A 13,685-nucleotide genomic window follows, 5' to 3' on the forward strand; every position below is an offset into this window, starting at 1 on the left:
GTTCGTTCGCCATGACCGATTAGCGGATGGCGGTGATGCCGATGACCGGAGCAACCTCAAGAGCTGCTCCGGCCACCATTGCAAGTTCAAAACCGGGCGTTCACCCTGACCCAGCCGCCCATGCCTGCGCCAGGCAGGCGCTCACCCACAGCCACATCAGACGCCCCGACGCGGCTTCGTCCGGCAAGATGCGGTTGGTATTGCGTATCGAACAGGTTCTCGACGCCTGCCTCAATCGCGATACCATCGGAAACCTCATAACGCCCGAACAGGCCAACGATCGCATAACCGTCGCCGGGTTCTTCATCGTTCGAGACGGAAACCCTGTCCTGATCGGCAGCTGCGAAAAGCTCTGCGCCAAACGAGTAGCCATTACCCAGCCAGACCGCAGAAAGACGCAAGTTGGCAGGAGCGATCCGGTACAGGTCATCGTCAATGTCGCGCCGCTTTGCGCGCACGTAACTTGCCGTGCCCGACACCTCGAAGCGCTCTATCGGACGAAGGCTGAAATCCAGATCCGCGCCGTAGAGTTCAGCATCAACATTGCCAAAACGCAGCGGGGTCGTATCGCCATTCATCGCGGTAATCATCTCGACCGGGCTATCGATCACGCCGATAGTCGCGTCGAAAGGAACGCCCTGGATAAAGTCGTCCACCCTCCGATAAAACAGCGTTGGGCGCAGCGAGAACACGTCATTTTCAAGGTCGAAACCGACCTCTGCGATCCACGCTGTTTCGGGGGCAAGATCGAGATTGCCGACATAAATGTTGCCATCGGCAAGACCAAAACTCGCCTCCGTCGGGAGCCAGCCGAAGCGTTCGAGCAGGCTTGGCACGCGTTCCTTGCGGGCAAAGATCATGCGCGGAGTAATGTCCCCAAGTGGCAGCCAGGCGCGCAGCACGGTGTCCACTGTCGTCTCCGAACGGCCGCGGTCTGCCGCGCTGAACGCCGCTGCAAGCACGCGCGGTCCCAGCGGAACAGCGGCCCCCAATTGCGGAGTTCCCGCTGATTGACTGGTGCGATCAAGGCGCGCGCCAAGCTCGAATTCCGCCGCTCCCAACGCGCCGCGCCATTGCGCAAAAGCACCGAGCCGTTCGGATTGCACATTGGGCTGTGAATCGATGAAAAAGGCGGTGTTGGTGGGATTGGTAATCGTCACGAATTTATCGGTAAGCTCCGCATCCGCACCGATCTGCAGATAGGCGCGGCCCGACCCGAAGCGCAGCGATGCCTCTGCGGTGCTTGTATCGGCATCGGCAAAGGTTGCCCTAGCACGCATTGGTCCAGCGGCGGGTTGGCGTGTCGTCTGGTTATCCATCAAATGGCGGATTGCGACGTGGCCCATACGCAGGTCGAGATGGACATCAGAAGCGATCTCGCCGCGAAAACCGCCTTGAATGAAGTCGGTATCGAAATAGACGATATCGAGAGCAAAAGGCGGGTTGCCAGTGGGGTCAGTTTCGCTGCGGCGATATTCGACATAAAGCTCGCCAGGGCCCGTCTGAAAGCCCGCATGTACGCCGTAGAGATTTCGCTGGAACGATGTTCCCACTGCCGTTCCGCCGGGAAATTCATAGTCGTCGCCCTCTTCGCGGCTGGCGATTACCCCGAAACGCAATGTCTCATTGGCAATTGCGGCAAGGCCACCCACTGCATAACTGTCATCAACGCTGCGATACTGGCTGGTGAACCGGACTTGCGGTGCAAAGTCGCTGGTGTCGGTGAACTGCGCTTCGACCAGTTGTGCATTCACAGCGCCCGCCAAAGAGGGACCCTGCGGCACGGGAGCAACACCGCGAGCGATATCAATCCGCTCGACAAGGATAGAGGGCGCGTAATGCAATGGCGGGTCCATCGCATTGGGTCCGCCGGTTGAAAAGCGCTGCCCATTGACGCGCCCTAGCACTCGCTGACCGGCAAGGCCGCGGTAGGACAGCTGGCCAGACAGCGCGCCATTCCCAACAAGTGCGCCGCCCGGCGTGCGCGCGGCAATGGCAACGGCATCTGCCGGAAGGGCAATTTGTTCGGGCGGAGCAATTCCATCTCTCGAAATGCTTTGGGAGCGCGCCGCGGTGACGACGATTGTGTCGGTCAGCACACTTTGCGCATCTGCTTCGTCTGTGCTGTCTTGGGCAAGCACAGGCTGGGCGGCGAAAATCGGGCAGGATGCCAGAAGGGCAACCCTGCAAATAGCTTTGGGGTTCATAATTGTCTCGTATCTTTGAACTGCACGCGGGCGCGCGCACCGGCCTCAGGCCGCGCGGCGCAACGGGTTTTGTGTCGGGATCAGCCGCGTGAGGGCGGACCGCGCAGCGGTGGTCGCAGTTTGCTTTCGCGCGTGATGACGAGTGCCGGCAGCGGTATTGCAGACGCCAGCGAGGCCTCGATCAAAGAGAAAATGAATTGCGGCTGTTCCGGGATGTCCCCTGCAGCAGCCAGCGCCGAGAACGCGCAATCAACATCCGCACGGCCCGCAGCCGGTGTATCGTCATCTGGCGCAGATACATGATGCCCCATCGCCGCGTGGACAGAGGCCATGTCGCCCACTTGCGCAGAGCCTTCTGTATGCGCGACGGCGCGGGCCAGAGGGTTCGTCTGCGGACACATCGTCACCGCAAAAAGGTGAGATGACGATGGCGCGACCATGTAACCTGCAGGGATGAAGGCGTTCATCCCAAGCGCCATCATAGCCAGCGTCAGCAGCAGGCGGCCCTTAAACAGGCGGGTCACTAGGCGCGTGGTCCCAAGGCGTGTCATCGAGGGCTCAAATACCGTCTGTTCGAGAGACAATGCAACACGGTTCGTACGCGCCAACGGCAATCATGCGCCAAAACGGACGGACACAGCCTGGCCATTGGAAAATTCAGGAAAGCCGCGCAAAATTGGCGACGCCGGGTGCCGGGGTTCGGGCCGAGTTCTGGGCCGCGTTCCGGGCCGTCACGCTTGCGGTAATCGCACGTGCATCCAGCCCGCCAATCAAAGCGCCCAATTCGGCCAGCCGATCATCATTCAACTTGTAATACACAAGCTTTGCATCCTTGCGGGTTTCAACCAGCCCGGCTTTTCGCAGGATACCCAGCTGCTGGGAAAGCGCAGGTTGCCCTATGCCGGAAGCCTGTTCGATCTCGCCCACATTCAGCTCACCACCTCTAAGCAGCTGGACGATCTGAAACCGCAGCGGGTGCGCGATCGCTTTCAATTCCTCGATTGGGGCATCTTCGATCATTTGCCTTTCCCCTTGCCGGTTTCGCGCCCTTTACCGGTCTGGCGCAGGAACCACCCGGTCTCGTCACCCGCCTTGAACACTTCATCCAAATCCTGCGTAGGTGGCTTTAGCAAGGGGTCCCCTTGCTGCCAGTTTGCAGGGGCCAGAGCATCTTGAGCGTCAATCGCCTGCAACGCATCGAGCATTCGCAGCATTTCAGGGATCGAGCGGCCCATATTGGCAGGATAGCAGGTCATCGCCCGAATAATGCCCGATGGGTCGATGAAGAATGTCGTTCGCACCGTGGCGCTGTCATTGTCCTGCGGCGCGACCATGCCAAACGCACGGCCAATGACCAATGTCGGGTCCTCGACAATCGGGAAGCGGACTTCGATATCGAACCGGTCCCGGATCAGGCGCAGCCAGGCAAAGTGCGAGAACAGACTGTCCACCGATAGCGCCATGAGCGCGCAATCGCGCTGTTCAAACTCATCCGCCTGCCGCGCCAATTCGACGAATTCGGTCGTGCAAACCGGCGTGAAATCCGCCGGATGCGAAAACAGGATGAGCCAGCGCTCCCTATAGTTCGACAGCTTGACCGGGCCGACTGTGCTTCTGGCCTCAAAGTCTGGCGCCGCATCGCCAATGCGAAGGTTGCGAGAACCCCCTGTTCGATTGTCATCTGTGTCCATGACAAACGTCTTAGCACTTGACTCGCAGAAAGCAATACATATACACAATTTATGTAATCAAAGGATTTTGGGATGTCCAATGCAGGTATGGCCCTTCAGGCCGCAACCAACCAAATCGCCAGCGCACAGTCGGAAAAATCGCTTCGCCCCTCGATTGCGGGCTTTTTCGACGAAGCGACATTTACTGTAAGTTACGTCGTTCACGATCCAGAGACGCGTGAGGCTGCGATCATCGATTCGGTGCTCGACTATGAAACAGCCGCAGGTCGCACGTCCTTCGGCTCGGCGGATCGTATCATCGAATATGTGAATTCGAATAATCTGAAAGTGACCTGGTTGATCGAGACGCATGCGCACGCTGATCACATCTCGGCCGCGCCCTATCTACAGGACAAGCTGGGCGGGAAACTTGCGATTGGCTCGGACATCATCCGGGTGCAGGAAGTGTTCGGCAAATTGTTCAACGCGGGAACCGACTTTGAGCGGGACGGGTCACAGTTCGACCACCTGTTTAACGATGGCGAGACATTCCGCCTTGGCAAAATCGAAGGCATCGCGCTGCATGTCCCCGGTCATACCCCTGCCGATATGGCCTTCATTATCGGCGATGCGGCCTTTGTCGGTGACACGATATTCATGCCAGATTTCGGCACAGCGCGCGCGGATTTTCCCGGCGGGGATGCGGGTCAGCTGTTCCGGTCGATCCGTCGCCTGCTTTCGCTTCCAGACGAAACCCGGCTTTTCCTATGCCACGATTACAAGGCACCTGGCCGTGACGAATATGCATGGGAGACCACCGTTGGTCAGCAACGGCGCGAGAATGTCCATGTCAAAGACGGTGTAAGCGAGGACGAATTCGTCAAGATGCGCACCTCGCGCGATGCGACACTCGCCATGCCCAACCTCATCATGCCTTCGGTGCAGGTGAACATCCGCGGCGGTCGCCTGCCGGAGCCGGAGGACAATGGCGTCAGCTACATCAAGATACCGGTTAACGCGGTATGATGCTGCCGGGCTTTCCTGACGCAGCTCCGCTGGCCGGGCTTGGTGGGGGCATTCTGATCGGCCTTGCTGCGGCATTGATGTTGCTTGGCGCTGGCCGGATTGCCGGTGTGTCCGGTATCACAGCGCGCGCCACCGGCATCAGCGATAGCAGTATGTCGAGATCGAGCGCCTGGATGTTTCTGCTGGGCCTTCCGCTTGGCGCGGCTATCGTCGCCCTCGCTTCGGGAGGACTGGAAGCGAGTTTCGCCAGCCCGGTATTCCTGGTCATCGCCGGCCTATTCGTTGGTATCGGCACGCGCCTGGGCAGCGGGTGCACCAGCGGTCATGGCGTCTGCGGTGTCAGCCGGTTGTCGCAGCGTTCGATTGTGGCGACTTTGACCTTTATAGCAGCCGGGATCGCAACCGTTGCGATTATGAATACCGCCGGCCTCGAGGTGCTGCGATGATGCGGCGCCTCTTGCCCCCCTTGGCCTCGGGAACGCTGTTTGGTGCAGGCCTCGCACTGGGCGGTATGACCAACCCGGCACGCGTTCGCGGCTTCCTTGATGTGTTCGGCAATTGGGACCCGACGCTCGCTTTTGTCATGGGCGGCGCGGTGATTGTCATGGCGGTCGCATGGCGCTTTCGCGAGCGGATGGCGCATCCTGTCTTCGCCGAGAATTTCTCGCTTCCTGACCGGTCCGACCTGACGGTCAAGCTTATCGGCGGATCAGCACTGTTCGGTATTGGCTGGGGCATTGCCGGATTGTGCCCGGGGCCGGGCATCGCTGCTCTGGTGATCGAGCCGCTGTCTGCTGCGATTTTCGTCGTCGCAATGCTCGCCGGCATGGGTGTCATGCGCATTATCGAAGGAGGCAGCTGATGGATATCAGGAAAGTCTCGGAGGATTTTGCGGTCGCACCGCAGCTTCGTCTGGAGGACATGGGCGCGCTTGCAAAACAAGGCTTCGTCGCCGTCATCTGCAATCGTCCGGATAGCGAAGAACCCGGACAGCCTACCGCTTCGCAAATGCGCGATGCAGCGCAAGCGGCGGGCCTCGCCTACCACCATATTCCCGTAACCGGAGGCGAATTCCCCGATCCCGCCGTGGCCGCCTTCAAGGCCATTCGCCTTGGCACACCCGGCCATGTGCTTGCCTACTGCCGGACAGGCACTCGCTCCATCACACTCGAAACCCTCGCCAATCCGCATGACCTTGACGTTCAAGAGCGGATCGAAGCGGCGCGTGACGCCGGATACGATCTTTCCGCCTTGGCCAGTCGGCTCGGCGGCTAACAAAACTCATCTGGAGAACAGTGCGTGGCACAATCAGTAAAACATCAGGTCGTCGTTGTCGGCGGCGGCGCGGCTGGCATTGCCACGGCAGCCTCGCTGCTCAAACGCCGCGCAAGCCTCGATATCGCGATCATAGACCCCGCCGACACACATGCCTATCAACCCGGCTGGACCATGGTTGGCGGAGGTATCTTCAAGCCCGAAGTCACCCGGCGCTCCATGGCAAGCGTGATGCCAAAGGCAGCAACCTGGATCAAACAGGCAGCAAAATCCTTTGAGCCAGAAAACAACCAAGTGACCCTCGAAGACGGGTCGGCCATCCAATACGATGTGCTGGTCGTTGCCCCGGGCATCCGCCTTGCATGGGAAAAGATCGACGGGCTGGAGGAAACACTGGGCAAAAACGGTGTCACGTCCAATTATCGCTATGACCTTGCGCCCTACACGTGGGAACTGGTCCAGAAGATCAAAAGCGGACGGGCAATTTTTACACAGCCCCCCCATGCCGATCAAATGCGCCGGCGCCCCGCAAAAGGCGATGTATCTTTCCTGTGACCAATGGCGCCATTCGGGTGTTCTGGATCAGATTGATGTCGAGTTTTGCAATGCGGGCGGAGTGCTTTTCGGCGTCGCCGATTACGTGCCTGCGCTTATGAGTTATGTCGAGAAATACGGCATTGGCCTGAAGCTTGGCCACACTCTCATATCGGTCGATGGGGCATCGAAAAGCGCGGTGTTCCAGACCGGGGCGGGCGAGGTCACAAGGGAGTTTGACATGCTCCATGTGGTGCCCCCGCAAGTCGCACCGCAATTCCTTGCCAATAGCCCTCTGGCAGCTGAAAGCGGCTTTACCGATGTGGATCAACACACGCTTCAGCATGTTCGTTTTCCCAACGTGTTCGGGCTTGGCGATGCCGGATCAATGCCGAACGCCAAGACGGCGGCTGCGGCGCGCAAACAGGCCCCCGTGGTTGCCGTCAACGCGCTTCGCCAACTTGATAAAAAAGGTCCAACTGCCGGATATGATGGCTACGGCTCGTGCCCGCTGACGGTCGAGCGCGGCAAAATCGTGCTGGCTGAGTTCGCTTATGGTGGCAAACTGGCCCCGAGTTTTCCGACATGGCTGATTGATGGTACCAAGCCTCAACGCCTGTCCTGGATGCTAAAAGCAGATGCGCTTCCATGGATCTACTGGAACGGTATGCTAAAAGGGCGGGAATGGCTCGCGGGGCCTGGCGGTCTCATCGCACAATAACCGGAGATCGTACCGATGCTCGCCCGCTATTTGCCGATCCTTGATTGGGGCCGAACCTATAACAGGTCAATCCTGACCGACGACCTGATGGCGGCGATGATCGTCACTATCATGCTTATCCCGCAAAGCCTTGCTTACGCATTGCTTGCCGGATTGCCGCCGGTTGTGGGGCTCTACGCCTCTATTCTCCCGCTGGTGCTTTACGCGATCTTCGGGACCAGCCGCACGCTTGCCGTTGGACCGGTTGCGGTCATTTCGTTGATGACAGCAAGCGCTGCTGGCGCGGTCGCTTCTCAAGGTACGCCAGAGTATCTGGAGGCAGCGATCACGCTCGCAATGCTATCAGGCATCATGCTCGCGGTTCTTGGCTTCTTGCGAGCGGGCTTCCTTGCCAACCTCCTGTCTCACCCCGTCATCAGCGGCTTCATCACCGCCTCTGGCATCCTGATCGCCACCAGCCAGATCAAACATATCCTCGGTGTGAAGGCGAGCGGTGACAATTGGCCCGAAATGCTGGGTTCTCTCGGCAGTGCGATCGGCGACACCAATGTCTGGACGCTTACCATCGGGGTCCTCGCAACCCTGTTCCTGTTCTGGGTCCGAACAGGGGCAAAACCTGCCTTGCAGCGTATCAGATTGCCAGAACGGGCCGCTGATATGACGGCAAAAGCAGGTCCCGTCGCAGCCGTGGCTCTCACAATCCTTGCGGTCGTCATGCTGGATCTGGGTGAAAAGGGCGTCAATCTTGTCGGGGCGATCCCGCAGGGCCTGCCTCCCTTTGCATTGCCCAGCACCGATGTCTCCCTGATTGAAAAGCTTTGGGTGCCAGCCTTGCTGATCTCGGTCATCGGCTTCGTCGAGAGCGTATCGGTTGCACAAACGCTTGCTGCCAAACGCCGTCAGCGAATTGCGCCGGATCAGGAGTTGATCGGACTTGGCGCGGCCAATATCGCGAGCGCGTTTTCTGGCGGTTATCCGGTGACGGGGGGCTTCGCGCGTTCCGCTGTCAATTTTGATGCAGGCGCTCAAACGCCTGCGGCGGGTGCATACACCGCCGTGGGGATTGCGCTTGCGACGCTGTTCCTGACACCGCTGCTTTTCAGCCTGCCTATCGCGACACTTGCCGCAACGATCATCGTGGCAGTGCTAAGCCTCGTCGATTTGAAAACGCCGGGTCAGTTGTGGCGGTATTCCAAGGCAGACTTTGCCGCTCATGCTTCCACCATCGGGATCACTTTGATTGCCGGCGTAGAGATGGGCGTGATCACCGGTGTTGCCGTTGGCCTGTTGCTGTATCTGTGGCGCGCCAGCCGTCCGCACGCAGCCATTGTCGGGCGCGTCCCGGAGACCGAGCATTTCCGCAATATCGAACGCCACAATGTCTTCACCGTTCCGCATATCCTGTCGATCCGTATCGATGAGGCCCTGACCTATCTCAATGCGCGTTGGCTGGAGGAATATGTGCTCGAACGGGTCGCCGAACGCCCCGAACTGCGCCACGTCATCCTGATGTGCAGCGCGGTGAACGAGATCGACGCGTCAGGGCTCGAAAGTCTCGAAGCGATCAATCACCGGCTAGCAGACGGCAAGATCGGGCTGCACCTGTCCGAGATCAAAGGACCGGTTATGGACCGGCTCAAACGGTCGCATTTCATCGACGATCTGAGCGGAGAGGTTTTCCTCTCACAGTCCAAAGCTTTCGATAAGCTTGTAAGCGATGATGGCGCGCCGCCTGAACCAACTGATCACTTCCTTGCGCGCGGGATGATCTGATGGCCGGCACAGCCAAGGGCCACGAACAGGTGGCCAAGCCCGCGCGCGATGTTTTGCGGGTGGCTTAGGAAATCGGCGATGAGGCGACGCTGGACGTGGTCGCGCCAAGGCGCGCCTTGCACGAAAAAACCGCGTGGATGCTGCGCGCTACGGCAAACTGAGCAGATTTTACTAAAAGAAATATTGTAATTGATTGCGCATTTCCATCAAGGAATTTCCAATTTTACACCCCTATCGCCTGCCTTATCGCTTGTTCGCAAAACTCGATTAATGTAAGTGCGTAATTGAATTGGACGACTCGTCGTGCTGCGCGTAGGTCGCAATCGTCCAACCAAGGAGCACAAGTGATGAGTTTACACATCGGCGACACCGCCCCCAATTTTACAGTTCCCACCACCAAAGGTGAGATCAATCTCCACGATTGGTCGGGCGATAATTGGGTTTTCTTTTTCAGCCATCCGGCAGATTTCACCCCCGTTTGCACCACCGAAATGGGCATGACAGCCAAGCTCGCCGCCGAGTTTGAAGCGCGCGGTGTCAAGCCGCTTGGCCTTTCAACCGATACGGTTGAAGAGCATCTGGAGTGGGTTAAGGATGTCGACGAAACCCAAGGCGTCACCCTTGATTTTCCCATCGTCGCAGATCCCGATCTTGAGATCGCGAAACTCTACGACATGATCCACCCGGATCAGAGCGAAACGGCAGCGGTGCGTTCTGTCTTTATCATTGATCCGTCGAACAAAATCCGCCTCGTGATGACCTATCCGATGAGCGTGGGGCGCAATTTTGACGAGATCCTGCGGGTGATCGACAGTCTTCAAATCAGTGATCGCGCTGGCATTGCGACGCCGGCGAACTGGTTGCCGGGCGATGACGTGATCATCCCGCCATCGCTCAGCGACGAAAAAGCGCGCGAAAAATTCCCGCAAGGTTTCGAGACCATCAAGCCTTACCTACGCACCACTCAGGTAGCCTGAGGGTGCAGGATGTGCCCGCCCACCCCCCCGGCGCGGGCGCATCCACTCTGAACATCTGAACGTCAAATCTTCGATAAGGCACGAACATGCTTGAATATTTCGACGCACTGTTGCTTGCGCGCATCCAGTTCGCGTTCACGGTGAGCTTTCATTTCTTCTTCCCCGCCTTTTCCATCGGGCTGGCGAGCTATCTCATGGTGCTCGAAGGGTTGTGGTTGAAGACCGGCAAGCAGGTCTATCTCGATCTGTTCAAGTACTGGCTGAAGATCTTCGCCATCGCGTTTGCGATGGGCGTCGTCTCCGGTATCGTCATGAGTTATCAGTTTGGCACCAATTGGTCGGTATTCTCCGATGTCGCGGGTCCGGTGATCGGGCCGCTCATGGCTTACGAAGTTCTGACCGCCTTCTTCCTCGAAGCCGGTTTCCTTGGCGTCATGTTGTTCGGGATGAACAAGGTCGGCAAGAAACTGCACTTTGCTGCGACCTGTATGGTGGCGCTGGGAACGTTCATATCTGCCTTCTGGATATTATCGGTCAACAGCTGGATGCAGACGCCCGTTGGCTATGAAATCGCAGCCAACGGCCAGTATCTTCCAGGCGACAGCTGGTGGGACATCGTTTTCAATCCAAGCTTCCCCTACCGGCTCGTCCACACCGTGATGGCGGCATATCTGACGACCGCATTCGTTGTGGGCGGGGTTGGTGCCTGGCACTTGCTCAAGGACAGGACCAACGCCCATGCGCGCAAGATGTTCTCCATGGCAATGTGGATGGCAGCCATCGTAACCCCGGCGCAGATTTTCGCAGGCGACTTGCATGGGCTCAACACGCTTGAGCATCAGCCACAAAAGGTCATGGCGATGGAAGGGCATTTCCAAAGCCATCCCGACGGCGCGCCGCTGATCTTGTTCGGCATTCCGGACAGCGACGAAAAAACCGTCAAATATGCCATCGAAATCCCCAAGGCATCCTCGCTTATCCTGAAGCATGACCTCAATGCTCCGATGGATGGCCTTGATACGATCCCCGACGACGAAGAACCCCCTGTCGGCATGGTTTTCTGGTCCTTCCGCATCATGGTCGGCATCGGCTTCGCCATGCTGGGTATCGGTCTGTGGAGCCTGATCGCGCGGTGGCGCAGACGGCTCTACGAATGGTCGCTACTGCACAAGGCAGCGCTGGTCAGGGCCCCTTCCGGGTTTGCCGCCGTTCTGGCAGGCTGGATCACGACAGAGGTCGGCCGCCAGCCATACGTCATTTACGGCTTGTTGCGGACCGCAGACGCTGCCAGCCCACTTGATGCGCCTGCGGTTGCGGCGTCCCTTCTGGCCTTCATTGTCGTCTATTTCACGGTTTTCGGGATCGGCGTCTGGTATATCCTGCGCCTGATGGGCAAGCCGCCGCATACCGGAGAGCTTGGAGCCAAACGCGGCGATACCGGACCGATCCGCACGGCTGGCATCACACCGGGACCAACGCAGAACCCGGGAAACAGCACTCCAGCTTCGACCAATAAGGAGAATGCGTGATGGATCTCACTGTCATCTGGGCCTTCATCATTGCCTTTGCAGTTTTCGCCTACGTCGTGATGGACGGCTTTGATCTGGGCATTGGCATCCTGTTTCCGACCCTGCGCGTTGGCCAGGGACGCGACCGTGCGATGAACTCTATCGCGCCGGTCTGGGACGGAAATGAGACGTGGCTGGTGCTTGGAGGCGGAGGGCTGTTCGCCGCCTTCCCCCTAGCCTATGGCGTTGTTCTGCCAGCGACCTATCCTTTGATTATCGCCATGCTGCTCGGCCTCGTTTTTCGCGGGGTGGCGTTTGAGTATCGCTGGCGTGACCCAAACCACCGCGCCTTTTGGGATGCGGCATTCTTTGGCGGATCACTTGTCGCGGCAATGGCGCAAGGCATGACGCTGGGTGCGCTGTTGCAAGGCATCGAGGTCGTGGATCGCAATTATGCCGGGAGCTGGTTTGACTGGCTTACCCCTTACACCTTGTTGTGCGGTGCAGGTGTGGTGGCGGGCTATGCGTTGCTGGGCAGCACCTGGCTTGTCTGGAAACTCGATGGAGGCGCACAAAAACACGCGCGCTACCTCGCCCTCAGAGCCGCGATTGCGACGATTGTGTTGATGGGAGCGGTCAGCCTCTACAACATCTTCCTCAACGTGGAATATGCGCAACGCTGGCTTACCGCACCCGAAATTTACTTCGCAGCGCCAGTACCAATCCTGACCGGGCTTATCGCCTTGTCGATGATCCAGGCCATTCGCAAAGAACGCAACAGCAAGCCGTTCTGGCTGGCTATCGCATTGTTTTTTTTTCGGGATGGCGGGTCTGGGTGTCACCATGTGGCCGTATGTTGCGCCACCGGGCCTGACAATCTGGGATGCAGCAGCACCTGCGCGAAGCCAGATATTCATGCTTGTTGGTGTGGCCATCACCATGCCGCTGATCATCGGCTACACCGCTTGGGCTTACTGGGTGTTCAGAGGCAAGGTGGGTGACGAGGGGTACCATTGATGCTGGCCCCTCCCGATCCCACCCCGCCCCTCTGGAAGAGGCTCGCCTGGATGGCTGGCATATGGCTGGCAAGCGTCACATTCTTAGGGGCCATCGCGATGATCATTCGCTTCTGGCTCAGAGCATAGGAGGACAATTTGTCACTTGCCCAAACCGCTCAAGGTTTCACAACCGCGTTCGCATTGATCGCGGTGATCGCCTCATCTGGTTGTTCGCAAGATCAAACCGAGGCACCACCGGTCGATGACGCCTTCGTCAAAGATGCAGCCCAACTCGCTGATCGGCTTCAGTCAGAATTGAAAGCCGAGCTTTCGACAGCGCTATCGGCAACCGGCCCCGTCGGCGCAATCGGAGTATGCCAATCGGCCGCCCCTGCCATTGCCCAAAGCCTTTCGGACGAAAGCGGTTTGAAAGTCGGCAGGATCGCGCGCAAAACGAGAAACCCCGGCAACGACTTTGATAGCGATCTTGCCGCACTTTACGAAGAGCTTGAGCAGGCCCCGCTTAAGAATGGCGGGCCAGCGGCGATCCACGCGAATGTCGGGAATCGTTCAATCTATATGCGCGCCATCCCGATGCAGGAACAACCGTGCGCGGTGTGCCACGGCACAGATATCGCGTCCGAAGTGCAGGCAGCCATCACCGCAAGCTACCCCGACGACCGCGCGACCGGTTTTAAGCCGGGCGAACTTCGCGGCGCAATTGTGGTGCAAACCGGACCGGCGGCGCTTTCAAAATAATTCGGCAAAGAGCGAAAGCCGATAGCGGTTTTCCGATGAGCTTGGCGAAAGGAAAACTATGAAAAACCTTTCGACTCTTATTCTTATCGGGACGCATTTCTCGATGCCAAGGCCGCAGCGGGCTGCCTTGCCAGATGGGGTTTTGAAAAGCTGGACAGTTACCATGGCTCAACGGGCGCTTGGACTGCCGCGCATAGATGAGCGGGTCGTTGGGCTTACGCACGGGTCAACTTATGG

General features: G+C 58.6%; 15 protein-coding genes and 1 pseudogene. 12 read left to right on the forward strand and 4 right to left on the reverse strand.

What is annotated here, in order from left to right; genetic code table 11:
- Positions 1–86 precede the first annotated feature (86 nt).
- From AC0V6Q_RS09030 to AC0V6Q_RS09045, 4 genes are all read right to left on the reverse strand, one after another.
- Positions 87–2,207, reverse strand: coding sequence for a TonB-dependent receptor plug domain-containing protein (locus AC0V6Q_RS09030; protein WP_486168058.1), 2,121 nt, complete (start codon positions 2,205–2,207; stop codon positions 87–89).
- Between the two features lie 80 nt (positions 2,208–2,287).
- On the reverse strand, positions 2,288–2,758 hold the full coding sequence (locus AC0V6Q_RS09035) for a hypothetical protein (RefSeq protein WP_486168059.1): 471 nt from the start codon (positions 2,756–2,758) through the stop codon (positions 2,288–2,290).
- 106 nt (positions 2,759–2,864) lie between these two features.
- Positions 2,865–3,227, reverse strand: coding sequence for an ArsR/SmtB family transcription factor (locus AC0V6Q_RS09040; RefSeq protein ID WP_486168060.1), 363 nt, complete (start codon positions 3,225–3,227; stop codon positions 2,865–2,867).
- Positions 3,224–3,898 carry a peroxiredoxin gene (locus AC0V6Q_RS09045; protein WP_486168061.1) on the reverse strand — a complete coding sequence of 225 codons (675 nt, stop codon included), beginning with the start codon at positions 3,896–3,898 and terminating at the stop codon, positions 3,224–3,226. Before AC0V6Q_RS09045 ends, AC0V6Q_RS09040 begins: the two co-directional genes overlap by 4 nt.
- A gap of 72 nt (positions 3,899–3,970) precedes the next feature.
- Here AC0V6Q_RS09045 and AC0V6Q_RS09050 point away from each other — a divergent pair, with 72 nt between their 5' ends.
- From AC0V6Q_RS09050 to AC0V6Q_RS09105, 12 genes and pseudogenes are all read left to right on the forward strand, one after another.
- Positions 3,971–4,903: an MBL fold metallo-hydrolase gene (locus AC0V6Q_RS09050; protein WP_486168062.1), complete on the forward strand. Its 933-nt coding sequence runs from the start codon at positions 3,971–3,973 to the stop codon at positions 4,901–4,903.
- Positions 4,900–5,349 (forward strand): YeeE/YedE family protein, encoded by a 450-nt coding sequence (locus tag AC0V6Q_RS09055; RefSeq protein ID WP_486168063.1) that lies wholly within the window; start codon positions 4,900–4,902, stop codon positions 5,347–5,349. Before AC0V6Q_RS09050 ends, AC0V6Q_RS09055 begins: the two co-directional genes overlap by 4 nt.
- The gene (locus tag AC0V6Q_RS09060) at positions 5,346–5,765 is read left to right on the forward strand and encodes a DUF6691 family protein (protein WP_486168064.1); all 420 of its coding nucleotides are present in this window, start codon (positions 5,346–5,348) and stop codon (positions 5,763–5,765) included. Before AC0V6Q_RS09055 ends, AC0V6Q_RS09060 begins: the two co-directional genes overlap by 4 nt.
- Positions 5,765–6,178: a protein tyrosine phosphatase family protein gene (locus AC0V6Q_RS09065; RefSeq protein ID WP_486168065.1), complete on the forward strand. Its 414-nt coding sequence runs from the start codon at positions 5,765–5,767 to the stop codon at positions 6,176–6,178. The genes AC0V6Q_RS09060 and AC0V6Q_RS09065 overlap by 1 nt, the downstream gene beginning before the upstream one ends.
- Before the next feature lie 24 nt (positions 6,179–6,202).
- Complete coding sequence (locus tag AC0V6Q_RS09070) at positions 6,203–6,733, forward strand: NAD(P)/FAD-dependent oxidoreductase (protein WP_486168066.1); 531 nt, start codon at positions 6,203–6,205, stop codon at positions 6,731–6,733.
- The gene (locus AC0V6Q_RS09075; RefSeq protein WP_486168067.1) at positions 6,681–7,433 is read left to right on the forward strand and encodes an NAD(P)/FAD-dependent oxidoreductase; all 753 of its coding nucleotides are present in this window, start codon (positions 6,681–6,683) and stop codon (positions 7,431–7,433) included. The genes AC0V6Q_RS09070 and AC0V6Q_RS09075 overlap by 53 nt, the downstream gene beginning before the upstream one ends.
- Positions 7,434–7,448: 15 nt before the next feature.
- Positions 7,449–9,206: a SulP family inorganic anion transporter gene (locus tag AC0V6Q_RS09080; protein ID WP_486168068.1), complete on the forward strand. Its 1,758-nt coding sequence runs from the start codon at positions 7,449–7,451 to the stop codon at positions 9,204–9,206.
- A gap of 347 nt (positions 9,207–9,553) precedes the next feature.
- Positions 9,554–10,183: a peroxiredoxin gene (locus AC0V6Q_RS09085; protein WP_486168069.1), complete on the forward strand. Its 630-nt coding sequence runs from the start codon at positions 9,554–9,556 to the stop codon at positions 10,181–10,183.
- 86 nt (positions 10,184–10,269) lie between these two features.
- Positions 10,270–11,712 (forward strand): cytochrome ubiquinol oxidase subunit I, encoded by a 1,443-nt coding sequence (locus tag AC0V6Q_RS09090; RefSeq protein ID WP_486168070.1) that lies wholly within the window; start codon positions 10,270–10,272, stop codon positions 11,710–11,712.
- A pseudogene (cydB, locus tag AC0V6Q_RS09095) lies at positions 11,712–12,708 on the forward strand (cytochrome d ubiquinol oxidase subunit II). Before AC0V6Q_RS09090 ends, cydB begins: the two are co-directional and overlap by 1 nt.
- Positions 12,708–12,836: a DUF2474 domain-containing protein gene (locus AC0V6Q_RS09100; RefSeq protein WP_486168071.1), complete on the forward strand. Its 129-nt coding sequence runs from the start codon at positions 12,708–12,710 to the stop codon at positions 12,834–12,836. The pseudogene cydB and the gene AC0V6Q_RS09100 overlap by 1 nt, the downstream one beginning before the upstream one ends.
- A gap of 9 nt (positions 12,837–12,845) precedes the next feature.
- Complete coding sequence (locus AC0V6Q_RS09105; protein ID WP_486168072.1) at positions 12,846–13,448, forward strand: c-type heme family protein; 603 nt, start codon at positions 12,846–12,848, stop codon at positions 13,446–13,448.
- Positions 13,449–13,685 lie beyond the last annotated feature (237 nt).

It is taken from the genome of Erythrobacter sp. S227 (genome assembly GCF_057364925.1).

Coding starts and splice junctions, on each gene's coding strand:
- AC0V6Q_RS09055 (WP_486168063.1), top strand. CDS start 4,900: ATGATGCTGCCGGGCTTTCCTGACGCAGCTCCGCTGGCCGGGCTTGGT.
- AC0V6Q_RS09030 (WP_486168058.1), bottom strand. CDS start 2,207: ATGAACCCCAAAGCTATTTGCAGGGTTGCCCTTCTGGCATCCTGCCCG.
- AC0V6Q_RS09065 (WP_486168065.1), top strand. CDS start 5,765: ATGGATATCAGGAAAGTCTCGGAGGATTTTGCGGTCGCACCGCAGCTT.
- AC0V6Q_RS09100 (WP_486168071.1), top strand. CDS start 12,708: ATGCTGGCCCCTCCCGATCCCACCCCGCCCCTCTGGAAGAGGCTCGCC.
- AC0V6Q_RS09040 (WP_486168060.1), bottom strand. CDS start 3,227: ATGATCGAAGATGCCCCAATCGAGGAATTGAAAGCGATCGCGCACCCG.
- AC0V6Q_RS09090 (WP_486168070.1), top strand. CDS start 10,270: ATGCTTGAATATTTCGACGCACTGTTGCTTGCGCGCATCCAGTTCGCG.
- AC0V6Q_RS09050 (WP_486168062.1), top strand. CDS start 3,971: ATGTCCAATGCAGGTATGGCCCTTCAGGCCGCAACCAACCAAATCGCC.
- AC0V6Q_RS09045 (WP_486168061.1), bottom strand. CDS start 3,898: ATGGACACAGATGACAATCGAACAGGGGGTTCTCGCAACCTTCGCATT.
- AC0V6Q_RS09060 (WP_486168064.1), top strand. CDS start 5,346: ATGATGCGGCGCCTCTTGCCCCCCTTGGCCTCGGGAACGCTGTTTGGT.
- AC0V6Q_RS09075 (WP_486168067.1), top strand. CDS start 6,681: ATGCCGATCAAATGCGCCGGCGCCCCGCAAAAGGCGATGTATCTTTCC.
- AC0V6Q_RS09035 (WP_486168059.1), bottom strand. CDS start 2,758: ATGACACGCCTTGGGACCACGCGCCTAGTGACCCGCCTGTTTAAGGGC.
- AC0V6Q_RS09085 (WP_486168069.1), top strand. CDS start 9,554: ATGAGTTTACACATCGGCGACACCGCCCCCAATTTTACAGTTCCCACC.
- AC0V6Q_RS09080 (WP_486168068.1), top strand. CDS start 7,449: ATGCTCGCCCGCTATTTGCCGATCCTTGATTGGGGCCGAACCTATAAC.